This is a genomic window from Tateyamaria sp., from assembly GCF_039940735.1.
Classification (GTDB): Bacteria; Pseudomonadota; Alphaproteobacteria; order Rhodobacterales; family Rhodobacteraceae; genus Tateyamaria.
Genome location: NZ_JBDVGB010000054.1, coordinates 91,417 through 113,376, shown reverse-complemented (window position 1 = coordinate 113,376; position 21,960 = coordinate 91,417). Strand labels below are relative to the sequence as shown.

At 57.0% G+C, this 21,960-nt stretch carries 22 protein-coding genes; 13 read left to right on the top strand and 9 right to left on the bottom strand.

Annotated features, from left to right (window positions below):
- The first annotated feature begins 39 nt into the window (after positions 1-39).
- On the top strand, positions 40-411 hold the full coding sequence (locus tag ABJF76_RS12085) for a hypothetical protein (protein ID WP_413819848.1): 372 nt from the start codon (positions 40-42) through the stop codon (positions 409-411).
- Between the two features lie 123 nt (positions 412-534).
- Here the strand turns inward: ABJF76_RS12085 and ABJF76_RS12080 are convergent, their stop codons facing one another.
- Both ABJF76_RS12080 and ABJF76_RS12075 read right to left on the bottom strand, forming a co-directional pair.
- Positions 535-1,701, bottom strand: coding sequence for a mandelate racemase/muconate lactonizing enzyme family protein (locus ABJF76_RS12080; protein ID WP_413819847.1), 1,167 nt, complete (start codon positions 1,699-1,701; stop codon positions 535-537).
- A gap of 104 nt (positions 1,702-1,805) precedes the next feature.
- Positions 1,806-2,240 (bottom strand): FKBP-type peptidyl-prolyl cis-trans isomerase, encoded by a 435-nt coding sequence (locus ABJF76_RS12075; RefSeq protein WP_413819846.1) that lies wholly within the window; start codon positions 2,238-2,240, stop codon positions 1,806-1,808.
- A gap of 127 nt (positions 2,241-2,367) precedes the next feature.
- Between ABJF76_RS12075 and ABJF76_RS12070 the strand changes: the two genes are divergently transcribed.
- The 10 genes from ABJF76_RS12070 (at position 2,368) to ABJF76_RS12025 (ending at position 12,721) form a co-directional block, all read left to right on the top strand.
- Positions 2,368-3,054: a haloacid dehalogenase type II gene (locus tag ABJF76_RS12070; RefSeq protein ID WP_413819845.1), complete on the top strand. Its 687-nt coding sequence runs from the start codon at positions 2,368-2,370 to the stop codon at positions 3,052-3,054.
- Positions 3,054-3,872: an alpha/beta fold hydrolase gene (locus tag ABJF76_RS12065; RefSeq protein WP_413819844.1), complete on the top strand. Its 819-nt coding sequence runs from the start codon at positions 3,054-3,056 to the stop codon at positions 3,870-3,872. Before ABJF76_RS12070 ends, ABJF76_RS12065 begins: the two co-directional genes overlap by 1 nt.
- The gene (locus ABJF76_RS12060) at positions 3,869-4,840 is read left to right on the top strand and encodes a threonine ammonia-lyase (protein ID WP_413819843.1); all 972 of its coding nucleotides are present in this window, start codon (positions 3,869-3,871) and stop codon (positions 4,838-4,840) included. The genes ABJF76_RS12065 and ABJF76_RS12060 overlap by 4 nt, the downstream gene beginning before the upstream one ends.
- Complete coding sequence (locus ABJF76_RS12055; protein ID WP_413819842.1) at positions 4,837-6,027, top strand: endonuclease/exonuclease/phosphatase family protein; 1,191 nt, start codon at positions 4,837-4,839, stop codon at positions 6,025-6,027. The genes ABJF76_RS12060 and ABJF76_RS12055 overlap by 4 nt, the downstream gene beginning before the upstream one ends.
- A gap of 4 nt (positions 6,028-6,031) precedes the next feature.
- A complete protein-coding gene (gene pcaD, locus ABJF76_RS12050) occupies positions 6,032-6,820 on the top strand; it encodes a 3-oxoadipate enol-lactonase (RefSeq protein WP_413819841.1) in 789 nt (262 codons plus the stop codon).
- Positions 6,821-6,823: 3 nt separating this feature from the next.
- A complete protein-coding gene (locus tag ABJF76_RS12045; protein ID WP_413819840.1) occupies positions 6,824-8,146 on the top strand; it encodes a lyase family protein in 1,323 nt (440 codons plus the stop codon).
- Positions 8,143-9,339, top strand: a complete 1,197-nt coding sequence (locus ABJF76_RS12040; protein WP_413819839.1) for a TCR/Tet family MFS transporter — start codon at positions 8,143-8,145, stop codon at positions 9,337-9,339. The genes ABJF76_RS12045 and ABJF76_RS12040 overlap by 4 nt, the downstream gene beginning before the upstream one ends.
- Before the next feature lie 286 nt (positions 9,340-9,625).
- On the top strand, positions 9,626-10,147 hold the full coding sequence (locus ABJF76_RS12035) for a hypothetical protein (protein ID WP_413819838.1): 522 nt from the start codon (positions 9,626-9,628) through the stop codon (positions 10,145-10,147).
- 180 nt (positions 10,148-10,327) lie between these two features.
- A complete protein-coding gene (locus ABJF76_RS12030) occupies positions 10,328-11,419 on the top strand; it encodes a Zn-dependent alcohol dehydrogenase (RefSeq protein WP_413819938.1) in 1,092 nt (363 codons plus the stop codon).
- Between the two features lie 69 nt (positions 11,420-11,488).
- A complete protein-coding gene (locus ABJF76_RS12025; protein WP_413819837.1) occupies positions 11,489-12,721 on the top strand; it encodes a mandelate racemase/muconate lactonizing enzyme family protein in 1,233 nt (410 codons plus the stop codon).
- 29 nt (positions 12,722-12,750) lie between these two features.
- On the opposite strand, the gene ABJF76_RS12020 is transcribed toward ABJF76_RS12025, so the two are convergent.
- The 6 genes from ABJF76_RS12020 to ABJF76_RS11995 all read right to left on the bottom strand — a co-directional run bounded on the left by ABJF76_RS12020 (position 12,751) and on the right by ABJF76_RS11995 (position 19,796).
- Complete coding sequence (locus tag ABJF76_RS12020; RefSeq protein ID WP_413819836.1) at positions 12,751-13,641, bottom strand: adenylate/guanylate cyclase domain-containing protein; 891 nt, start codon at positions 13,639-13,641, stop codon at positions 12,751-12,753.
- Between the two features lie 192 nt (positions 13,642-13,833).
- Positions 13,834-14,373, bottom strand: coding sequence for a CIA30 family protein (locus ABJF76_RS12015; RefSeq protein ID WP_413822575.1), 540 nt, complete (start codon positions 14,371-14,373; stop codon positions 13,834-13,836).
- A gap of 52 nt (positions 14,374-14,425) precedes the next feature.
- Positions 14,426-15,052, bottom strand: a complete 627-nt coding sequence (locus ABJF76_RS12010) for a class I SAM-dependent DNA methyltransferase (RefSeq protein ID WP_413819834.1) — start codon at positions 15,050-15,052, stop codon at positions 14,426-14,428.
- 90 nt (positions 15,053-15,142) lie between these two features.
- Positions 15,143-15,901, bottom strand: coding sequence for an SDR family NAD(P)-dependent oxidoreductase (locus tag ABJF76_RS12005; RefSeq protein ID WP_413819833.1), 759 nt, complete (start codon positions 15,899-15,901; stop codon positions 15,143-15,145).
- Positions 15,902-16,290: 389 nt separating this feature from the next.
- Positions 16,291-18,441 carry a thiamine pyrophosphate-dependent enzyme gene (locus ABJF76_RS12000; RefSeq protein ID WP_413819832.1) on the bottom strand — a complete coding sequence of 717 codons (2,151 nt, stop codon included), beginning with the start codon at positions 18,439-18,441 and terminating at the stop codon, positions 16,291-16,293.
- Between the two features lie 131 nt (positions 18,442-18,572).
- Entirely contained in the window at positions 18,573-19,796 is a 1,224-nt protein-coding gene (locus ABJF76_RS11995) for an acyl-CoA dehydrogenase (RefSeq protein ID WP_413819831.1), read from the bottom strand.
- Between the two features lie 84 nt (positions 19,797-19,880).
- On the opposite strand from ABJF76_RS11995, the gene ABJF76_RS11990 reads away from it, so the two are divergent.
- Both ABJF76_RS11990 and ABJF76_RS11985 read left to right on the top strand, forming a co-directional pair.
- Complete coding sequence (locus ABJF76_RS11990) at positions 19,881-20,783, top strand: LysR substrate-binding domain-containing protein (protein ID WP_413819830.1); 903 nt, start codon at positions 19,881-19,883, stop codon at positions 20,781-20,783.
- Between the two features lie 97 nt (positions 20,784-20,880).
- A complete protein-coding gene (locus ABJF76_RS11985; protein ID WP_413819829.1) occupies positions 20,881-21,228 on the top strand; it encodes a hypothetical protein in 348 nt (115 codons plus the stop codon).
- A gap of 16 nt (positions 21,229-21,244) precedes the next feature.
- Here the strand turns inward: ABJF76_RS11985 and ABJF76_RS11980 are convergent, their stop codons facing one another.
- Positions 21,245-21,925: an SOS response-associated peptidase gene (locus tag ABJF76_RS11980; RefSeq protein ID WP_413819828.1), complete on the bottom strand. Its 681-nt coding sequence runs from the start codon at positions 21,923-21,925 to the stop codon at positions 21,245-21,247.
- Positions 21,926-21,960: the final 35 nt, after the last annotated feature.

Genomic DNA, 21,960 nt, shown 5'->3' with positions numbered 1-21,960 from the left:
AAATTGCCAGATTAATGCGATATCCGTGTCCGCATGGATATGGATCAAATTGAGCGCGCCCAAGTATTGGAACGCAAATTCAAACGGCGCGAAGCGCGCTCGCAGCGTTCAAAGTGGTTGGGGCGCGTGATTTTTTCGTTGACGGGCATGGGGCTTTTGCTGTTCTTGCGCCTCAATCCCGAGGTGATAATCCAAGCCATGTCCACCGCGCAAAGCTTTAAGGGCGAACAGGATACTGCCAGCCTATCCTCTGCCTCGGGCACACTTGTGCGCAAGATGCCCGACAGTTTTGTGCCCGTTCGACGCGGCGGTAGCCTGCCCGGCAACGGCACCCGTGCGCCTCAGCAACAGACGCAATCCCAAGCCGACGCCGTAAGCAATCAGCTGCGCGAACTAAGCCCTACGCGCTAAACCCGCTTTGCTGCGAGTTTCCAGCCTTCGATCCGCATCGGTGCCGCCCCAAGAATTTCGCATGCGGCAACGGTCCTAAATGTGCAGTATCTAGGATTAGATACGGGCGTTTAAACCCAAGCGTCACGTCACCGCATATGCCTTCAGAAAGTCACGGTCAGGTTCAACGCCAATGCCCGGCCCTTGTGGGATCGCGACAGAACCACCTGACGCCTTGACCTGCTTTTTTATGTCCAATGGATCGGCAAGCAGATCGTCGCGAAAGATGTTTTCCGTCGTATCAAATTCTAACAGCGGTTCCCACGGGTTTAGTCCCCCCGGTAACGGCGGCATCGCGGCAAGCAGTTGCAGATTGGTTGCCACAGCAATGGCTGAGCCCCAGACATGGTTGATCACCGGCGTAAAATGCGCGTGGCACAGGGCCAGAACCCGCCGGTATTCTGAAATCCCACCAAGGGCGCAGACTTCGGGTTGCGCGATATCAAGTCCACGATTTTCAAGGATCGCGCGCCACCCCCAACGATTGAATTCGGCCTCGCCCCCCGAAATATTAACCTTAAGGCCCGCGCGCAATTCGCGGTATCCATCGTGATCTTCGGGGGCGACGGGTTCTTCGAACCAATATGCGTCTAGTTCATCCAAAGCACGGCCCACGTAAAACGCATCAGATGTGGTGTAGCAATGATTGGCATCTGCCATGAATTTGAAATCGGCACCGACACCGTCGCGCACGGCCTGTGCCAGTTTCACGTCATCTTTTGGGCCAAGCCCCAGCTTCATCTTGGTGGCCACAAATCCCATATCGCGGATCGCAGCGGCCTCGTCCTTGAAGCGGGCAATATGATCGTCCACGCTTTGACGTTTCAACATCATCCCGTAGCCATAGGCTTTGACTTGGGTGCGATGCGCGCCACCGATCAGCTTGTGTATCGGCAGGCCCGCAACTTTGCCTGCGATGTCCCACAACGCAATGTCGACACCTGACAGCGCTTGCAGCGGCATCCCCTTTTGACCGTGATCGCGCAGCAGGTTGTAAACCTTGTGCCAAATCACATCACGGTCGATTGGGTCATCGCCCAAGATCATCGGTTGGATCACACGTTCAACGATGGCCTTGTTGGCCAGCGCAACATTTCCGGGGCCAAAGCATTCGCCCCAACCTGTCACGCCTTCGTCGGTTTGCACCTCAACAATATGCGCCGATCGCTTTGAATAGTATTGCTGCGAATAGCCCAGTTCTTCGGGCATGTCGCAACTCAAAACATGGCTGATAATGCGGGTGATTTTCATCGTTGAGCCTTCTGAATCCAATTCATCAATTGAGGTCGCGCGGCGTTGGTGACGCCGCGACGACAAACGTCAGTTACCTTTGCCCAAATGCCAAGCGCCGCGCCCTAGCCCGCGTCAAAGGACACCACTTGGATTTCAAACACCAGATCACGCCCAGCCAGTGGGTGGTTGGCATCTAGCATAATTTCGTCGTCTTTGATCTCGGTCACCGTGACCGGCATCGGTTGGCCCTGCGGCGTCTGCATTTGCAACTGCATTCCCACCTCTAGCGGGATGTCGTCCGGGATCGCGTCGCGCGGCACGGCCTGATGCATCGCCGGGTTGATCGGCCCATAAGCATCCACACAGTCGATGTTTACCGTCTTTTTGTCACCCGCATGCATGCCGGGCAGCGCAACATCCAAACCTTTGATGATATGGCCAGAACCCACGACAAATTCCAACGGGTCGCGCCCTTCGGAGCTGTCAAATACGGACCCGTCCGTCAGCGTGCCAGTGTAGTGGATGCGCACTGTGTCGCCATCTTTGATGTCGGTCATTTACCTGTTTCCTAAAATTATTTGCGACACCCTGCCCGACAGGGGGGCAGATGGTAAACCCCAAGCCCCCCCTTTTCGTTACGGCATCGCCGTGCCACTCTGTCGTTAAACCATGAAAGGTACGCCCATGCCCATTACCACCTGCGTCTTTGACGCCTATGGCACGTTGTTTGATGTCGCAGCTGCTGCGCGCGGCGCGGCGTCCGAACCCGAATTTCTAGCCATTCGCGACACATGGCCCGCATTGGCCGAACATTGGCGCAGCAAACAGTTGCAATACACATGGCTGCGCGCCATCACCGACGCGCACACCGATTTCTGGACCGTCACCCAAGATGGGCTGGATTGGGCGCTGGAAAAAACCGGCCATGACGGGGATCCGGCCCTGCGCGAACGACTTTTGGCCCTATACTGGGAATTGCAGGCCTACGGCGAAGTGCCCGAAATGCTGCACACCCTCAAAAACGCGGGGCTGAACACCGCGATACTGTCCAATGGGTCGCCCGATATGTTGAATGGCGCTGTACAATCTGCAGGCATCGCAGATGTCTTGGATGACAGCCTTTCGGTACAGTCGGTTGGCATCTTCAAGCCGGATTCGCGGGTCTATGACCTTGTGGGGCAACGGTTTGGCTGTGCCAAAGACGAAGTGTTGTTTGTGTCTTCCAACGGATGGGATGTGGCCAGTGCAACCGGCTATGGTTTTCGCACCGCATGGGTCAATCGCAGCGGCGAGCCGATGGACCGATTGCCATGGATCCCAAACACCGTTCTTGATGACCTGACCGGCATCCCTGCCCTTGCAGGTGTTTGATGGCGAAATTTACCACGTCTGACGGCCTGTCGCTGTTTTATACGGACGAAGGTGCCGGCCTGCCGCTGTTGTGCTTGGCAGGCCTGACCCGCACATCTGAGGATTTCCAATATGTCACGCCGCATCTGCCCCCTTGTCGTCTGATAAAGCTGGATTATCGCGGGCGTGGGAAGTCTGACTTTGATCCCCATTGGCAGAACTATATCCTGCCGATCGAAATTCGCGACGTGCTGGAATTGATGGACCACCTGTCGCTGAATGCGACTGCGATCCTTGGGACCTCGCGCGGCGGGTTGAACGCTATGGGGCTGGCCGCGACCGCCCCTGATCGCCTGCTTGGGGCTGCACTAAATGACGTGGGGCCAGAACTTGACCCGACAGGCCTGTCGGACATCATGGTTTACCTTGGTCGCAAACCTGCCGCTCGCACCCACGCCGAAGCGGCTGCGGCTTTGCCGCATGTCCTTAAGGGGTTCGAAAACGTCCCCGCCGCGCGCTGGTTGAACGAGGCGCAAACCCATTTCATTGAGACCGACGAGGGCCTCGATATCACCTATGATCCGCACCTGCGCGATGCAGTTGAAGCTGGCGGCGACATCCCCGACCTTTGGCCTTTTTTTGATGCGTTGGCGGGCAAACCACTATGTCTGATCCGCGCGGCTGGGTCTGATCTGCTTAGCGCCGATACCGCGCAAAAGATGCAAAACCGCCGCCCCGATATGATCAGCGCCACGGTGCCCGAACGTGGCCACATCCCGTTCTTGGACGAACCCGAAGCCATAACAGCCATACGCACCTGGATGGAGCAAATGCAATGAACATCGACATGATCCGCGCCGCTGCAAAACGCCTAGACGGACACGCGCGCAAAACGCCGCTGCTCAATTCGCCCTTCATCGACAAGATCGCCGGACGGCGAGTTTGGGTCAAACCCGAATGCCTGCAACACACCGGCAGCTTTAAGTTTCGCGGCGGTTGGTCGGCGCTGTCTGCGATGGACCCGGACGTGCGCGCGCGCGGCGTCATCGCCTATTCCAGCGGCAACCACGCCCAAGGGGTCGCCCACGCCGCCACCCAACATGGGGTTGCATCGGTCATCGTGATGCCCAGCGACGCGCCTGCCCTTAAGATTGCCAACACCAAAGCACTTGGGGCCGAAGTGGTGCTGTTTGATCGCGGGTCCGAAGATCGCGATGTGATCGGCGCAGAACTGGCCCAATCGCGCGGCCTGACGTTGATCAAACCCTATGACGAACCGCAGGTAATCGCGGGCCAGGGCACAACTGGCCTTGAGATCGCGGCCCAAGCGGCAGACGTCGGGGTGCACGAGGCTGACGTGTTAATTTGTTGCGGCGGGGGCGGTTTGACCAGCGGCATCGCATTGGCTTGCGAGGCAGAGGCCCCCGGCCTACGTGCCCGCCCGGTCGAGCCCGAAGGATTTGACGATGTGGCACGTTCGCTTGTTTCGGGTCAGATCGAAAAGAATGCAAAGCTGTCGGGCAATATTTGCGACGCGATCATCACACCTCAGCCCGGCGACATCACGTTTCCCATCATGCAACGCCTGTGTGGCCCCGGCTTGACCGTAACCGAAGACGAGGCGCTTAACGCCATGGCGCACGCGTTTTTACGTCTGAAGGTGGTGGCTGAACCGGGTGGCGCTGTCGCCCTTGCTGCCGCAATCTGTCGCCAAGACGACATAAAAGGCGGCGACGTCATCGCCGTAATATCCGGTGGCAACGTCGACCCAGACATTTTTGCAAGAGGCCTCGCGACACTCTCATGACCGATTTTTCCATCGCCAGTTTCAACGTCAAAAACCTGATCGGACCGGATCAAGAATATTACCGGTTTCAAAGCTACACGCCCGAAGAATATGCGTGGAAAGCCGATTGGCTGGCCGAGCAAATCCAAACCATGGATGCCGATATTGTTGGCTTTCAAGAGATCTTTGAGGAAAGCGCGCTACGTGACGTGATCGCGCAGGCCGACGAAGACGGTATTGAGGGCAACGCCGCCCATATTCCCGGCGCGAACAAACGATACCGTCGCAAAGCGATCTTTCGCAAACTGGCCTATCGTCCCTACACCGACGCGGCCCTCGCTGTTGCATTGAACGTCAACGATGGTGATCCCGGTCAGCGCCGCCCCGGTGTCGCGATCCTGTCGCGGCTTGGGTTTGTGGGTGAACCCGAAGTGATCCAAGACCTTGATGCGCCGATTGATATCGACTTTGGACCGATGGGGGCCGAAGGGGGCGGCAGTTTCCGCCTGACACGTCTCAGCCGTCCGATCCTGAAGGCACGCGTGCCCGTTGGCAATCACGTGATCAGCGTCTTTAACTGCCACCTAAAATCTAAGCTTGGTGAATTTGTACGCCCCGAAGACGGCAGCGCCCCGTCCGAGGTGGACCTTACACAATACGACCCCGTCGGGCGCGCCCTTGGCGGCGTGCGTGCAGCCCTGCGCCGCATGGCCGAAGCATGGGTGTTGCGCCGCGCCATCGTGGCCGAATTGAAAGCCGGTTACCCCGTCATCGTCATGGGCGATTTCAACGACGCCGAGCACAGCACAAGTGCTGAAATCATCAGCGGCGAACATCCGTTCAAGAACTATGCATGGATGTTGCGCCATGATGCAAAAACCGGGCGCGATCGGTATTCCGACGACGAAAACACCCAAATTCGCGAAGACATCGAAGCCGTCCAATTGCATTCCGCCGAACGCCAATTTGTACGCAAATCTGCACGCGACATGATCTATACGTCAGCGTTTGGTGGTGTTTATGAAAGCATCGACCAGATTTACATGTCGCGCCATTTTCTAGAAAACGCGCCGGACAGTATTGGGCAGATGGACTATTTCAACGCCTTGAACGATCACATAACAGATGGCAGTCACCCCGAGGCACCCTATAACAAACTGGCTTCGGATCACGGGCAGATCATCGCCCATATGAGATTAAAGGACTGATATCATGCACATGGCAGATTTAGGCGACGTACGCCTGCATTATCGCATCGATGGCCCCGACGACGGCGTGCCTGTGGTATTCGCCAACTCGCTTGGCACCGATCTGCGCCTTTGGGATCCCATTTTGCCACTGTTGCCAGCGGGCCTGCGCATTTTGCGCTATGACAAGCGCGGACATGGGCTGTCGACGTGCCCTGATGGACCCTACACGATGGGTGCGCTGGTGTCGGATGCTGAACGGCTGATGGATTTGCGCGGTTTTAAGGACGCGTTTTTTGTTGGCCTGTCCATTGGGGGGCTGATCGCCCAAGGGCTTGCCGTCAAACGACTCGATCTGATGCGCGCAATGGTGTTGTCCAACACGGGCGCTAAAGTTGGCACCAAACAGATGTGGGATGACCGCATCGCGGCCGTGCAAGCCGACGGTATCGAAGCCTTGGGTGATGCCACGATGGAACGCTGGTTTTCCAAAGAGTTTCTTAAGACCCCTGACCTAGAGCTGTGGCGTAACATGTTGGTGCGCCAGCAAGCTGAGGGTTACGCGGGGTGTTCGGCCGCGATTTCGGGCAGCGATTTTTATGCCACAACCGCCACGTTGCGCCTGCCGACCCTTGGCATTGCCGGATCCGAAGACGGGGCCACGCCGCCCGACCTTGTGCGCGAGATGGTTGATCTGGTGCCGGGCAGTCAATTCCACCTGATCCGCAAGGCGGGTCACTTGCCTTGCGTCGAAAAACCCAAGGAATTTGCCGATACTATCAGCGCCTTCATGCGCGCCACCGGGCATATCTGATCCATGGCCGCCAGCGTCTTTGCATCCTCCCTTTATGGGCAATTGTTCACCACGGGCGACGTCGGACGGCTGTGGTCTGACAGCGCCGAAGTCCGCGCCATGCTGTTGGTCGAAGGGGCGCTGGCCAAGGTGCAGGGCGCCCAAGGCATCATCCCCGAAATCAGCGCCGCCTTTATCCACCGCTCAAGCCTTGAGGTGCAGATTGATCCCGGCGGGTTGGCCGCGGCCACTGCAACCAATGGCGTGAGCGTGCCTGGCCTTGTCACCGCGTTTCGCAAAGCGATGGAAGCGCCGGAACACGCACAATACGCCCATTGGGGCGCGACAAGTCAGGATATCATCGACACCGGGCTGATGCTGCGACTGCGTCAGACATTGGCCGCGCACGACGCCACATTGCGCACCATTTTGACCAAACTAAGTCATGAGGCCAAGGCCCATGCCGAAACCTCAATGCCTGCACGCACCTATGGGCAGCACGCGACGGTGACGTCCTGGGGGGCGATGCTTGCGCAATGGGGTACACCGTTGGCAGATGCGTTAGAACGTTTACCTATCTTACAAGACGCCTCACTTTGGGTGTCACTGAGTGGCGCGGCGGGCACGGCGTCGGCCCTTGGATCGCAGGCGGCAGAAACGCGTGCAGCTTTGGCACAAGCGCTTAATTTGCGCGATCCCGGGCGCTCTTGGCACACGGATCGTGGCCCGATCCTGCGCATTGCGGAATGGATGGCGGATGTAGTGGCGACCTTGGCCGCCATGGGGCACAGCCTGATTGGGCTTGTGGGTTCAGATTGCGCCGAGGTCCGCCTTGGCGGGGCGGGCAGCTCGTCGACCATGCCGCAAAAGCAAAATCCCGTTTCCCCTTCGGTTTTGGTGGCGCTGAACCATCAGATGACGGGGCTGCGGGCCAGTCTGCAAGCGGCCAGCGCGCATCAATACCAACGTGATGGCGCCGCTTGGTTCACGGAATGGATGGTGTTGCCACAAATCGCCTTGTGCTGTGCATCTGCATTAGAAACGGCGGGGGCGTTGGTTGAGAATATCACCCCTGCACCGGCGCGCATGTTGGACCACCTTGGTGGGTTGGAATTGGTGCACGCAGAGGCGCTTAGCTTTGCGCTTTGTGCACAGATGCGCCGTGCGGACGCACAAACCGCCACCAAAACGCTAGTGGCAAAGGCCGTAAAAACCGACACGCCATTATCCAAGATCGCCCGCGCGGCACACCCGGATTTACCCACTGATCTGTTTACGCCCCACGCACAAATGGGCCACGCCCCAGCAGATGCGCGCGCTTTTGCCAAACGTGTTGCTGACTTGTGAAGCTGCCAGTCGTTTTCATCCTGATCTCGGTCATGCTGGATGCGATGGGCATTGGGCTGATCGTGCCCGTCATGCCCGACCTGCTGCAAGAGGTGCAGGGCGCAAGCCTCGCTTCGGCGGCACTGTGGGGGGGCGTGCTGTCGACGACTTTTGCGGCGATGCAGTTCTTGTTTGGGCCACTGCTGGGCGCGCTGTCTGATCGGTTTGGGCGCAGGCCCGTTTTGTTGTTGTCCCTTGTGGTGATGGCCGCCGACTATCTGGTGATGGCTGTGGCAGGATCGATTTGGCTGTTGCTGGGCGCACGCGTCGTGGGCGGGATCACAGCGGCGACACAATCCACCGCCAATGCCTATATGGCCGATATCTCGTCGCCGGGTCAAAAGGCCGCGAACTTTGGATTGATTGGGGCGGCCTTTGGGATGGGGTTTGTCTTTGGCCCTTTGATCGGCGGAGTACTGGCCGAATATGGCACCCGGGCACCATTTTATGCCGCCGCGGGGCTGGCCGCAGCCAATGCGGTCTTTGGTTATTTTGTGCTTAAAGAAACTGTAAATGATCGCATACGCCGCCCGTTTGAATGGCGGCGCGCCAACCCGTTTGGTGTATTCAAATATCTGGCGCGGCTGCCCGGTCTTGGCCCACTTTTGGTGGTGTATTTTTTCTATCAGGTCGCCTTTACCGTCTATCCGGCGATCTGGAGTTATTACACTTTAGAACGCTTTGCATGGTCGCCGGGTGTGCGCGGGCTGTCGTTGGCGTTGTTCGGCATTGCAATGGCCGTGGTGCAAGGCGGGCTGATCCGGCCTATCCTGCGCCGCTTGGGCGAACGAGGCGCTGTGATCTATGGGCATGTGGCGGATGTGGTCGTTTTTGGCCTGATCGGAGTGGTCAGTTCAGGAACACTGCTGCTGATCCTAACACCTTTGGCCGCATTGCCCGCTGTCATCACACCCGCCCTGCAAAGCATCATGTCCAAATCTGTCGACGACAATCAACAAGGCGAATTGCAAGGCGCGCTGACATCGGTGTCGGCCCTTGCCATGATCATTTCACCCATGGTGATGACCTATGTATTCTACAGCTTCACCGGGCCGACCGCGCCACTTTATATGCCCGGCGCTCCATTCTATTTGTCAGCGATTTTAATAGGTTTTGGGCTGATGGTATTCCTACGCGCACGTCCGCGTAGCTGACACCGCCCGAAACACTTTCAGCGCTCAAACCCACCGTCAAGCCAGTTTGAGCTTACTTGACACAAACCCTACGCATACGTAGCTTTTGTAAGTCGGCAATTGTGCCGACTGAGATCCGCGTGTCTGACCATTAGTCCAGATACGAAAGCCAATTACGGCGCATCGGGTCAAATAGTGAAATTGTTGATGAATTTGAAAAAGGACCATCCTCATGATCGGCAATTTTTAAGAGGAATTCGACCGGTGCAACATGTGCCCGTCGAGCGTATTTTGAAGGGAACACACCGTGGGTCTTTGGACAGAACCTAAGGGTAAAGTGATGATTGCCAAAGGCGGCAAAAAGTCAAAAACAGCCACTTACAAGAAAATACTAAGCAAAAACAGTAGATTAAAGGGATGCAAATATAACAACACTTGGAACGGGACTGGCCAAGGTACATTAAAATTCAAACAACCCGAGGGCGTCTACGAAATCAAGATTGGTGTCGCTTACAAGACCGGTCAAAAGGTCAAGCAGATGTCCAACAATGCGCCGGGCGGAATCCCAGCCGATTGTAAACTCGATAGTTGTTGGGAATTTCCAGAAATCAGAATTTTCATCAAATCCTTGAAGATGCCAAAACTACACACCTGCGAAGTCGATGTGATTATGAATCGTGTCAAAAACTTTGGCACATCCAAAGATCTCGACCCATGGGCGATGTTTGATATCGACGTACGTACAGGCCATATGGTGATGGGAAGCTGGACCACTCATATGGGTGTCTGCGACGTCTTCGCTGGCAAGCAAAAGGTTGCTATTCGATAGCCGAAATCAATGAGCTTTACTGGCGCGGCGGGTTTTCCAGCCGCGCCATCTTTTATTGACCATTGGACAAACACGACCAATTCCGTCGGTTTCGCTCTTGCGGGTGGGATCGACCTGCGCGACGCTTCGGTAAATCGAAACGCTTTGCGCGCAAGACAAGCGGCGCAGCTAGGGACAGATATGCAAACCATCAAAGCCGCCGTATGCCACGAGTTTGGCGCCCCCCTTGTGGTCGAAGATATTCAACTGCGCGCCCCCGAATTTGGCGAAGTCGAAGTGACTTTGGACGCTGTTGCGATCTGCCATTCTGACATTTCTTATGCCAGCGGCGCATGGGGTGGCAGCCTACCTGCCGTATACGGTCACGAAGCTGCGGGCATCGTTAGTGCGGTCGGCGATCATGTAAGCAGTGTCGCGGTGGGTGACAGTGTTGTTGTGACGTTGATCCGTTCGTGCGGCACCTGCCCGACTTGTGCGGGCGGTAAACCGACCGGATGCGAAACACCCTATGACGGCGATCATGGCCCTATCCGCACAAGCGATGGCGGTAAGTTGCATCAGGCCATGGCCTGCGGTGGTTTTGCCGAGAAAGTTGTGGTCGACCAAAAGCAATTGGTTAAAATCTCGGACAAGATTGCCAAGGATGTGGCCAGCCTGATCGCCTGTGGTGTGATCACGGGTGTTGGTGCTGTGGTGAATTCGGCTGGTCTGCGCGCGGGGCAGGACGTTGTGGTGATCGGAGCGGGCGGCGTTGGCCTGAACGCCATTCAAGGTGCACGCATTGCTGGTGCGCGCCGCATCGTGGCGGTCGATATGTCCGAAGAAAAGCTGGAAGACGCCCGTGCCTTTGGCGCAACGGATGGTGTGCTTGCCACTTTGGATGCCCCTTGGCGTGCCGCCTACAAGGCGCTCGGTGGCAAGGGTGCTGATGCGGTGATCGTCACCGTTGGTGCCATCCCCGCCTATGAACAAGCGCCGCGTTATTTGGGTGCGGGCGGTAAAGTCATCATGGTTGGCATGCCCCATTCGGATGCATTTGCGAAATACGAACCCGTCGTTCTGGCCGCCCTTGGGCAAGGAATGGTCGGGTCAAAAATGGGCGACGTGGTCATTCAACGTGATATTCCGTGGATGGTGGATTTGTACGAACAAGGACGGTTGCAGCTTGACAGCTTGATTTCCGGACGTTGGTCTTTGGATCAAATCAACGAAGCGATTGAGGACACCAAAGGCGGCAAAGCGCGGCGCAATGTGATTGTGTTCAACCGGTAAAGGGGCTCTGCCCCCGCCCTTCGGGCTCCCCCGGAGTTTATTTGGCAAGATGAAGAAACGGATCAGCGCATGAAACTTCAGGACCTTGATATCATTGTCACTGCCCCGCCTGCCCCCGGTTGGGGGGGCCGCTATTGGATATTGGTTAAGCTGACCACGGATGATGGGATCGTTGGCTGGGGGGAGTGCTATGCGTCTTCGGTTGGTCCCGGTGCCATGCGCGGCGTGATTGAGGACGTGTTTGAACGCCACATGGCAGGCGAGAACCCTGAGAATATCGAGATGATGTATCGCCGTGCGTATTCTTCCGGATTTACGCAGCGACCCGATTTGACGGTGATGGGGGCGTTTTCCGGTCTTGAGATCGCCTGTTGGGACATCCTTGGTAAAGCGCGTGGGCGGCCTGTCCATGCGTTATTGGGGGGGCGGATGAACGAGCGCATCCGCGCCTATACCTATCTATACCCCCTACCCCATCACGATCTGGGTGCGTTTTGGACGTCGCCCGAGATGGCTGCTGAATCCGCTGTGGATTGTGTGAACCGTGGTTTCACAGCCGTGAAATTTGACCCCGCGGGCCCTTATACGCTGCGCGGTGGGCACATGCCGGGGATGCGCGACATTTCCCAGTCTGTGGCGTTTTGCAAAGCCATCCGAGAAGCGGTCGGCGATCGCGCTGATCTGTTGTTTGGCACGCATGGGCAATTCACAACCGCCGGTGCGATCCGGCTTGGGCAGGCCATCGCGCCCTATTCCCCGCTTTGGTACGAAGAACCCATTCCGCCTGATGCTGTGGGTGAGATGGCCAAAGTCGCAAATGCGGTGGGCATCCCAATCGCCACGGGCGAACGTTTGGCCACTAAGGCCGAATTCGCCCCCATTCTGCGCAATGGTGCGGCCAGCATTCTGCAACCTGCCTTGGGCCGTGCGGGCGGCATTTGGGAAATGAAAAAGGTCGCGGCCATTGCCGAAGTCTACAACGCACAACTGGCACCGCATTTGTACGCCGGGCCGATCGAATGGGCCGCCAATATCCAACTCGCCGCTTCGATCCCCAACATCTTGATGTGCGAAACCATCGAAACACCATTCCATGATCAGTTGATCAAAGGCACAATCCGTGTCGAAAATGGGTTCATCACACCCTCAGACGCGCCGGGCCTTGGGATTGATGTCGACGAAGATCTGGCACGCGCGCATCCCTTTACGGGCGACGGGCTGCACCTGCAAATGCAGGAAGACCCCTGCGATTACGTTAATGGAAATGCGTTCGAAGGCGGAGCCCCGGCGCTAAAAACCTAAGTGGGATAGTTGCGCGCCGATGCGCGCGATTAGCCCATTTGCACCACTTGGTAGGTGATGCGCGGTGCGTCCCCCGATGCGACACCACCCAGTGCAATAATGCCCGATCCGGTCAGGGCCACAGTCTGGCGGCAAATGTAAAACTCAGGCGCTGCGCCAATGGTCAGTGTTGTCCCTGCGGACGAACTGTCTTTGAATTCCACAATCCCGCCGCGTACGGAAATCGATGCGTGCACCCGTGACACCCAAGCCTCGGGCACCACAAGTCCGCAGCTTTGCGAACGCCCGATGGTGATCTGCTCGCCCTCGGCAATGTCTTGTGTCCAGTCCATCAAAGACAGGCGCAACGTCGTCTTGGCCACCTGATCTTTGCGCTGCGCTTGAAACATTGTGGGTTGGGCGGCGAAACTGGTGACACCACCATCGTCGTCCCCCCCTGCCATCAGGGCAAAAATCTCAGTTGGGGCATTGATGCCGCGCAAAGTATGTTCGCCTAGCGAACGCAGGGAACTGCGATCGATGGATTTGGTGTGATCTAGCAAATGCCTGCTCATCAACACTTCGTTGTCTTTGGCCTGCGACGAAAGGCGTGCGGCGATATTGATCGCATCACCAAAAAGTTCGGTGCCGCGGCGCACGACCAGTCCCCAATGCAGACCCGCATGCAAGGACACCTCGCCGCGCGCACCAAAGGTCATCATATCCCCCGCCGCTTGCACCGCAGTATCCGACGATTCAAATAAGCACAGCACATCATCGCCTTTTGAGCGCACAAATTCACCGCCATGGATGGTGGCGATCCTTTGCATCCCTTCGACGCACTCAAACACCAATCGACTGGCGTGTTCATCACCATGTTGCCGGTAAAGGCTGGTGCTGCCAGAGACATCGGCCAGTAAAATGGCGCGCTCGACCCTCATTGCGAACTTTCCCCCAAACGATAAGGCCCTTTTGTTTAAAAGGGCATATTTGAAAAACGTGAACAGAAATCACTGTCAGATAAAATACTTGCGTCTGTTTAGCGCCATATAGAGGTAAAAATAAAGAGCATAGCGCAGCTTCTGCGATCACAGTGACGCGCGCAACGTGGGGTCACTGCCGCTTTTGCGTGCTTAACGATAGAATTCGATGGATGAAATCGCCACGTCTGCCGTCATTTCCCGCCCGATTGCCAAAATGCCGATGCGCCGTACATCTTTGGGATTAAAGTCAGATTCAGTGCGGTGGGCATTTAATTCAGAAAACGGGATGCGAATTGTTGTCCAAATCGGCGGCGCTATAAAATCGGTGCGAAACGATTGCCAAGGACGGGTAAGCGCGGTGGTGCGCAATCGCAGATCATAGCGTGCGCCATTGCCGATGACATCAAAGGTAATGCCCGTGTATCCGCGCGCGTCAACCGTTGCACCATCGTTCAAATCAAACGCGATTTGCACAAAGCCGCCATTGTTATCGAGAGAGACATTTCCGGTCAGGCGGACCGCCTCGCGACCGTCCACTGTTTCGAGGCGCGCTTGTCCGCGTGACACACCGCCCATGACCGTGTCGGCCACATATTCCCAATTCGGCAAAAGCTGCACCGCAGGCTCCTGTGCTTGTGAGGGTCCGCACAGCATCGCACTTGTGCACATGGCCAATCCGAGCGCTCTCATTCTCATGGTTTCGCCTCTGTGGCATCAACCCGGCTTTGGGCGCGCGGGGCCATCAACCTGCCTGTTCTTCTTTGCGGGCCATCAACACGGTATGGCTGTTGGTATCTGGATCTTCGGCCAAGAAACCGGTCAAGCGCAATCCATTTTCCTCGAGGCATGTGGCATATCCCGCCGGCGAAAGCGATGCGTGGTAGACGGGTTCGCCCCCAACTGTGCCTGCCGCTTCTCCGGCGCCCGGTCCGACTGTGATCAACAACGACCCGCCCGGCGCAAGATGGCGCGCCATATGCGCGATGCAGGTAGGTTGTTCATCTTGGCGCAGGTGGAAAAAGCTGTTCCAAGCGATGATGCCGTCAAAGGTTTCACCCAAATCCAGCTTGCGCATATCGCCCTGTCGCCAATCGCCGTCGGGCCACCGCGCGCGCGCCAAATCCAGCATGGGTGCCGCAAAATCGACACCCGTGACAGCAAAACCTTCAGCCATGAACCAACGCGCAATGGGTTCGCCCGCACCGCACCCAAGGTCAAGAACGCGCCCGCTGTTAGGAAGACAAGCGGCAAAACGCGCCAGCCACCGCGCCTCAAACAATGCGCGAGAGCGCGTGTTGTCAAAGGCTGCCGCCTGACGTTCATAGACCTGCTGTGTATCTTCAGGTGATGCGCCTATTGTGTCTGACATATTCGCTATAATCCAATTTTTGCACTAAAAAACTGCATCTTGCAGCCGATGAATGTGCCGCCCGTTTGGGTTTGATCCGCGTTTCGCGCATCAATCAGCAGTCCATCCTCCATCGATCAACATCGCTGTCCCAGTCACCATCGCTGACGCGTCTGAGGCAAGGAATTGCACGGCCCCCATGATATCGCTGACTTCGGCGGCGCGGGGGAGTTTGATTTTGTCCATGATCCAAGCAAACCGTTCCGGATCATCAAAGGTCGGCTGACTAAGCGGCGTTCGGGTGAACGTAGGGCAGATCGTATTGATACGGATACCTACTTTGCCCCATTCGATGGCCATGGCCTTTACCATACCCTCGACAGCATGTTTCGTGGCACAATAAACTGCACGATCTACGCCCCCGACATGGCCCATTTGCGACGAAATATGGATGATCGAACCGGGTTTACCGGCCTGTATCAAGCTACGTGCTGCCGCCGCCGACAGAAAATACGCACCTTTGACGTTGATATCGAACACAGCATCATAGTCTTTGACCTGCGTGTCGATGGCCGCGCTGTGACGCGCAAAGCCTGCAGAGTTTACGACCACATCAAAGGGATCTTCGCATGCGGCATAGACCTGTGGAATGTCCGTTTGATCAAGCTGTAAGGCCTCGGCACTTAGCCCCGCACTTTGCATCGCGCTGACGGCTTCGTTCAGCGCCTGCGCGCCACGCGCTGCGCACACCACGTGCGCCCCGACCTCGGCCAATGCAACCGCGCAACCCAAACCAATGCCCGAAGACGCACCCGTTACCAGCGCCCGTTTGCCGGTAAGATCCAGTGACGGGGTTTTCGGCAACGACATCACCACGCGCACTTCGCCTTAGAAGCAGCAGCACACTGGCCAAATACGCACAACTCCGCCAACAATTTCCAGCTCCCCATCATCAAAACACTTTTCATCCACCCAAGCGCACGGCCCTATTGCCACTTACCTATGCCGTGCCGCCACGCCCAACCAACACTTTTGTCGATTGCTTTTCCAGTGCTTTAGCCATCTGGTCACAGTGCTTTCAGATCGACATGATGGATCATGGCCCAACATGGTCATCTGGTCCATCATCTTCATTGTAAAACGATCCCGAAGCCAGCCGCAGCACACAAGCCAGTCCCACCTAAGACGTAACATCCCCGTGCAGGTACGCCCTTATACTATGGTACTTTCACCCCGCCACAGCGACGTGCGCGCACAGCCTACGCAGCCTCGATCAAATCTTGTGCAGCGGTGCGAATGCCTTGCGCCGAAGGCAAGGTATCCGCATAAGCGCGGCCCGTCGCGATAAAGCTATCCTCGGCTGTGTAGCGCGCAATATTGCGATGCCGGGCCTCAAACAAAGCGGCCATGACGCCTTCGGCCACGCCGCCCGACCGCCGCGTTTCATCGACCACCAATATATGCGAACAACCTTTGACGGCATCCAGCAAGCTGTCGAGCGGTAAGGGCGCAAGCCAACGCAAATCCACGATCCGCGCATTCGGGACATCGGCCTGCGCAGCTAAATAGCGCCCATTGCCAAAAGTCACGATCGCCAAGGGACCACTTCCGGTTACGCCAACCTCGCCCACAGCGATCTTTTGGTCCGGATCAGGATAGGTCCGCATCCATGCCCCATCGCCAGGCTGCACATCGCGCATCGGATACAGTGCAATCGGTTCCACAAAGACGCACAGCCGGTTTTCTTCGCGCGCAAGTCGGTGACATTCGCGCAGCATTTGCACAGCCTCTGCCCCATCCGACGGGCAGGCAAGGATCAACCCCGGAATGTCGCGTAACACAGCAAGGGCGTTGTCATTGTGGAAATGACCGCCAAACCCTTTTTGATAGCCAAGCCCGGCGATGCGCAGCACCATTGGATTGGTCCATTGCCCGTTCGAGAAGAACGGCAAGGTGGCGGCCTCGCCGCGCAGTTGATCCTCGGCGTTGTGCAGATAGGCAAGGAACTGGATTTCCGGCATCGGAATAAATCCATTGTGCGCCATCCCAATGGCAAGGCCCAAGATCGCCTGTTCGTCCAGCAGCGTGTCGACCACCCGCGACGGGCCAAAACGGGACAGCAGCTTTTGCGTGACGCCGTAAACCCCACCCTTTCGACCCACATCTTCGCCCATGACGACGGTCTCGGGGTAGGTCAACATAAGGTCACTCAACGCCCAATTGATCAGCTTGGACATCGGTTGCGGCGTATGCATTTGCGCCAAGTCACCGCCAAAAGCATCAACCCGCACCTGCGCGCTTGGTCCATTGGGCACGCTCGAAATGCGCTTTGGCGGCACGATGGCATCCATCACCGCCGCGGCTCCCTGAAGCGAAGGCGCACCGGCGATCTGCGCGGCTTCTTCCCGCGTGCGTTCAAGCGCTCCGGTGTAGATCGCCAAGACGCCAGGTGTTGTCATACCTTGGGCAATCAAACCAGCGGCCGATCTCAACAACGGGTCATTTGCCTCGTCCGCTTCGACCTCGGCACGCGACAAATAGCTTGTGGCCACATCCGCACCCGCATGGCCATAAAGACGCACAGTACGCAGATGCAACACCGCCGGCTTGCGATGGGTCCGCACAAAATTCGCAGCCTCTTTTGCAGCGCGAAAGGCGTCCCACATATCGCACGCGTCACCGGCGAAATACGTCAACCCAGGGCGATGCGCCAGGCTTGCGGCAACCCAGCCTTCGGGCGTTTTGGTCGAAATCCCAATCCCGTTGTCTTCGCAAATCAACAACAGCGGCAAAGCCCCGCCTTGCACGCTGGTCCAACCTGCGGCGTTGATGGCACCTTGCGCTGTGGAATGGTTTAAAGACGCATCGCCAAAGCTGGCAACTGCAATCCCGTCACGTGGCAGTGTCGCCGCCTCTGGTCGCGCTTTGCGCGCAAGGCCAATGCCAAAAGCCGCACCAACCGCTTTGGGTAAATGCGATGCGATGGTTGAGGTCTGCGGCGGAATAAACAAATCTCGACTGCCCAGCACTTTGTGCCGACCACCGCTGACAGGATCATCCGCAGCGCACGCATAGCTAAGCAACATATCACGGCACATATCCTGCCCGCGCATCGCCGCACGGGCCACCTGAAACGCGCCGTCACGGTAATGCAGAAAGGCAATATCATCCACGCGCAACGCATGGGCCACGGCGGCCATACCCTCATGCCCAGACGAGCCGATAGTGTAAAACCCGTTGCCAGCCTTTTGCATTTCGCGACTGACGATATCAAGCGCCCGGGTCAGGCATTGCTGCTCAAATAACTGACGCGACGATGTGGCATCCAACCCGTGTGGCGTGACCTCAGGCAAATTCAGCGCAGACACCCGGGTCAGAAAATTATCGTGTACAATCGATACGCGGTCCATACGGCTCCTGCCAAGAATTCTGCAATGCGTTCAACAAGAGGTGTCTAGAACAGACAGAAGAAACCTTAGCCCTTCATTGTTTTAAAAACACTCTCGGGGGGTGTGGGGGCAGACAGCCCCCCGTTTCGCGATCAGAAAAACGCTTGAAGTCCTGTTTGAGCACGCCCAAGGATCAACGCATGCACATCATGCGTCCCCTCGTAAGTGTTAACCGTTTCAAGGTTCATCATGTGGCGGATCACTTGGAATTCACCCGAAATTCCGTTGCCCCCATGCATGTCACGGGCATGGCGCGCGATATCCAGCGCTTTGCCACAGTTGTTGCGCTTCACAATTGAAATCATCTCGGGTGCCGCCTGTGCCGCATCCATCAAACGACCGACCTGCAACGACGCTTGCAAACCCAACGCGATCTCGGTCTGTATGTCGGCCAGTTTCTTTTGAAACAGCTGCATCTGCGCCAAAGGCTTGCCAAATTGCTTGCGATCCAACCCGTATTGGCGCGCCGCATGCCAGCAAAATTCAGCGGCCCCCATCGCACCCCAACTGATGCCATAGCGCGCACGGTTCAGACAGCCAAACGGCCCCTTCAGCCCTTGCACATCAGGCAACAAAGCATCTTCGCCCACTTCAACATCTTCCATCACGATCTCGCCAGTGATGGACGCGCGCAACGACAGCTTTTGACCAATTTTTGGCGCGCTTAGACCCTTCATGCCCTTTTGCAGAACAAAGCCACGGATTTTACCGCCGTGGGCTTCGGACTTGGCCCAGATCACAAACACATCAGCGATGGGCGCGTTCGAAATCCACATTTTGGCGCCGTTCAAAACATATCCGCCATCCGTCTTTTTCGCGACAGTCTTCATGCCAGCAGGGTCCGAACCGGCGTCAGGTTCCGTCAGACCAAAGCAGCCAATCCATTCGCCGCTAGCCAGTTTCGGCAGGTATTTCATGCGCTGTTCTTCTGAGCCATAAGCATAGATCGGATAGATCACGAGGCTGGACTGCACGGACATCATCGATCGATATCCCGAATCGATCCGTTCAACTTCGCGCGCCACCAAACCATAGGACACATAAGATCCGCCAAGCCCGCCGTATTGTTCCGGCAACGTCACACCAAGCAGGCCCATCTCGCCCATTTCGCGGAAAATTTCCGGGTCTGTGGTTTCTTCTGCAAAAGCCTCAATCACGCGCGGGGCCAGCTTTTCCTCAGCGTACGCTGCGGCCGAGGTTTGGATCATCCGTTCATCTTCGCTGAGTTGCGCAGACAAGCGGAACGGGTCAGCCCAATCAAAACTGCCCAAATCCGGGGCGTCCTTGGCTTTCAAGATCTTGGCTTCGGCATTCATATCCACATTTCCTTTGGGCGTTCGATTTATGAATGTATTGCACAGTGCAAGGCAAAGTTCTAACGATGCCTTGTCCTGCAACCCATGAGTAAAACGCATATGTTTGCGCCGCGCCGCTACTTGCCCTCGATCCCAGCCCTTTTGGCATTCGAGGCCGCAGCACGGCTTGGGTCGGCCACAGCTGCGGCTCAGGAACTGTCCCTGACGCAAAGCGCGATCAGCCGCCAAATCAAAACGCTCGAGGACCAGCTTGGCGCAGCACTTTTCGCCAAACAGGGCCGTTCTTTGGTACTGACCCCTGTTGGGCGCACCTACCTGACGCAAATTCAGGACGTTTTGCAGCGATTGGGTTCGGCCTCGGTTGCAGCGGGTGCCAACCCACAAGGCGGCGCTCTTAACCTTGCCATTTTACCCGCCTTTGGCATGCATTGGCTGGCACCCCGTCTTGCCGATTTTGCACGCGCGCATCCAGAGGTGACAGTTAATCTGTCCACACGGCTCGCGCCGTTTGATTTTCGCAACCATAGCTATGATGCGGCCATCCATTTTGGGCGCAAAGACTGGCCGGGTGCCGAATACCTTGCCTTGATGCCAGAAACTGTTGTTGCGGTTGCCGCCCCTGATCTGGTCAAAGATGCAGGCGACCCAGAGGCCTTGCGCGCCATGACCCTGCTGCATTTGGACACCAGACCACGCGCTTGGGCACGCTGGTTTGCGGCACACGACCTGACGCCCCCCAAGGGCGCTGGCATGATGTTTGACCAATTTTCGACCATGGCGCAGGCCGCAATACACGGCCTTGGCGTGGCGTTATTGCCTACCTTTGTGGCCGCGCCACACCTAAAGAACGGCACGTTGCGCACCGCGGCACGAGGTGTCGAAAAAAGTATCGGGGACTACTATTTAGTGTGGCCCTCTGGGCGCTCCGTCCCGCCCAGCTTACGATCCTTCAGCCAATGGATTTCTACGCAATTGCCGCTGGCCTGACGCAAGCTGGCCGTATTTGCGCCCCATTTTGCACCCATAACAACGCCAGACGATTCCCACTTCCGGGTGGAGCTGAACACAATCAAGGAGTGCTGCTATGAAGCGCGTAATTTCTGCAGTGGCCACAGTTGCCACCCTTTTTGCGGCCAGCCCTGTTGCTGCTGCTGAACACATGATCTTGATCTTGGAAGATGCATACTTCCCTCAGGTCACCTATCTTGAGCGCGGCGATACTGTGCGTTTCGTCAACGCCTCGGGCACAGCGCATAACATCATTGCCAAAAACAACAGCTGGGAACTCGGCCCAATTCCGGTCGACGGCGAAGTGACTCTTCTCATCGACGATGGGGTGCAAAAGACGTTCTACGACACGGCCTCCGAAGGTGAAGACGGCGTCTTTCTCGTCGAAGGAAAAATGAGCTATTCCGACGCGCCTTTGAACTAAACGCTGTTGGCGCTCATCACGGATCAGACGTGCCAAACGGCACGATCAGATCAGGCCCAGCAGCCCGGTTTGAATTCACCGATGCGTCGACACGGTGCCAGTGCAACACATCCTTAGGGGCTGCCCGCATCAGCGTGGCGGCCCCTTTGCCTTTCTCACCCAACCACAGGCCAATGTCGTCAGGTTCCAAAATCACGGGCATGCGGTGGTGGATTTCAGACATCTCAACATTCGCGCCTGTGGTCACGATGGCTGCCGTTCGCATCGTGTCCGCAGCCGCACCCGGCGCGGACCAATCCTGCCAGATAGCTGCAAAGGCCAACGGCGCACCATCGGTGCGAGAGATGTACCACGGCAGGCGGGTTTCGCCTTGTCGGGTCCATTCATAGAACCCGCTTGCGATCATCACCGCGCGCCGTTCACGACAGGCCGCACGAAAGGCTGGCTTTTCGGCAATCGTTTCACCGCGCGCGTTGATCAAAAGTGGACCATCACTGGGTTTTTTGTACCAACTGGGAATGAACCCCCAGCGCATGGCCCCAAGCCGTCGTTGCCCTCCTGAAACCGTCACAGCATGCACAGCATCCGTCGGGCAAACGTTGTAATTCGGAACAGATGGCAAATCGTTTGCAGGTACGGCCGAAAACAACTGCGCCATCGCGTCGTTCGGCAAAGTGATTGAAAAACGTCCACACATGATGACGCATCATGGCGGCTCGTTCGTTTGGCGAC

What these genes read in the sequence shown, in the direction of transcription:
- ABJF76_RS12080 (WP_413819847.1), bottom strand. Translation starts at nt 1,701, where the DNA reads ATGAAAATCACCCGCATTATCAGCCATGTTTTGAGTTGCGACATGCCC.
- ABJF76_RS11995 (WP_413819831.1), bottom strand. Translation starts at nt 19,796, where the DNA reads ATGAATGCCGAAGCCAAGATCTTGAAAGCCAAGGACGCCCCGGATTTG.
- ABJF76_RS12045 (WP_413819840.1), top strand. Translation starts at nt 6,824, where the DNA reads ATGGCCGCCAGCGTCTTTGCATCCTCCCTTTATGGGCAATTGTTCACC.
- ABJF76_RS12075 (WP_413819846.1), bottom strand. Translation starts at nt 2,240, where the DNA reads ATGACCGACATCAAAGATGGCGACACAGTGCGCATCCACTACACTGGC.
- ABJF76_RS12065 (WP_413819844.1), top strand. Translation starts at nt 3,054, where the DNA reads ATGGCGAAATTTACCACGTCTGACGGCCTGTCGCTGTTTTATACGGAC.
- pcaD (WP_413819841.1), top strand. Translation starts at nt 6,032, where the DNA reads ATGCACATGGCAGATTTAGGCGACGTACGCCTGCATTATCGCATCGAT.
- ABJF76_RS12015 (WP_413822575.1), bottom strand. Translation starts at nt 14,373, where the DNA reads ATGAGAGCGCTCGGATTGGCCATGTGCACAAGTGCGATGCTGTGCGGA.
- ABJF76_RS12000 (WP_413819832.1), bottom strand. Translation starts at nt 18,441, where the DNA reads ATGGACCGCGTATCGATTGTACACGATAATTTTCTGACCCGGGTGTCT.
- ABJF76_RS12030 (WP_413819938.1), top strand. Translation starts at nt 10,328, where the DNA reads ATGCAAACCATCAAAGCCGCCGTATGCCACGAGTTTGGCGCCCCCCTT.
- ABJF76_RS11985 (WP_413819829.1), top strand. Translation starts at nt 20,881, where the DNA reads ATGAAGCGCGTAATTTCTGCAGTGGCCACAGTTGCCACCCTTTTTGCG.
- ABJF76_RS12020 (WP_413819836.1), bottom strand. Translation starts at nt 13,641, where the DNA reads ATGAGGGTCGAGCGCGCCATTTTACTGGCCGATGTCTCTGGCAGCACC.
- ABJF76_RS12055 (WP_413819842.1), top strand. Translation starts at nt 4,837, where the DNA reads ATGACCGATTTTTCCATCGCCAGTTTCAACGTCAAAAACCTGATCGGA.
- ABJF76_RS12025 (WP_413819837.1), top strand. Translation starts at nt 11,489, where the DNA reads ATGAAACTTCAGGACCTTGATATCATTGTCACTGCCCCGCCTGCCCCC.
- ABJF76_RS12005 (WP_413819833.1), bottom strand. Translation starts at nt 15,901, where the DNA reads ATGTCGTTGCCGAAAACCCCGTCACTGGATCTTACCGGCAAACGGGCG.
- ABJF76_RS12070 (WP_413819845.1), top strand. Translation starts at nt 2,368, where the DNA reads ATGCCCATTACCACCTGCGTCTTTGACGCCTATGGCACGTTGTTTGAT.
- ABJF76_RS12010 (WP_413819834.1), bottom strand. Translation starts at nt 15,052, where the DNA reads ATGTCAGACACAATAGGCGCATCACCTGAAGATACACAGCAGGTCTAT.
- ABJF76_RS11980 (WP_413819828.1), bottom strand. Translation starts at nt 21,925, where the DNA reads ATGTGTGGACGTTTTTCAATCACTTTGCCGAACGACGCGATGGCGCAG.
- ABJF76_RS11990 (WP_413819830.1), top strand. Translation starts at nt 19,881, where the DNA reads ATGAGTAAAACGCATATGTTTGCGCCGCGCCGCTACTTGCCCTCGATC.
- ABJF76_RS12060 (WP_413819843.1), top strand. Translation starts at nt 3,869, where the DNA reads ATGAACATCGACATGATCCGCGCCGCTGCAAAACGCCTAGACGGACAC.
- ABJF76_RS12085 (WP_413819848.1), top strand. Translation starts at nt 40, where the DNA reads ATGGATCAAATTGAGCGCGCCCAAGTATTGGAACGCAAATTCAAACGG.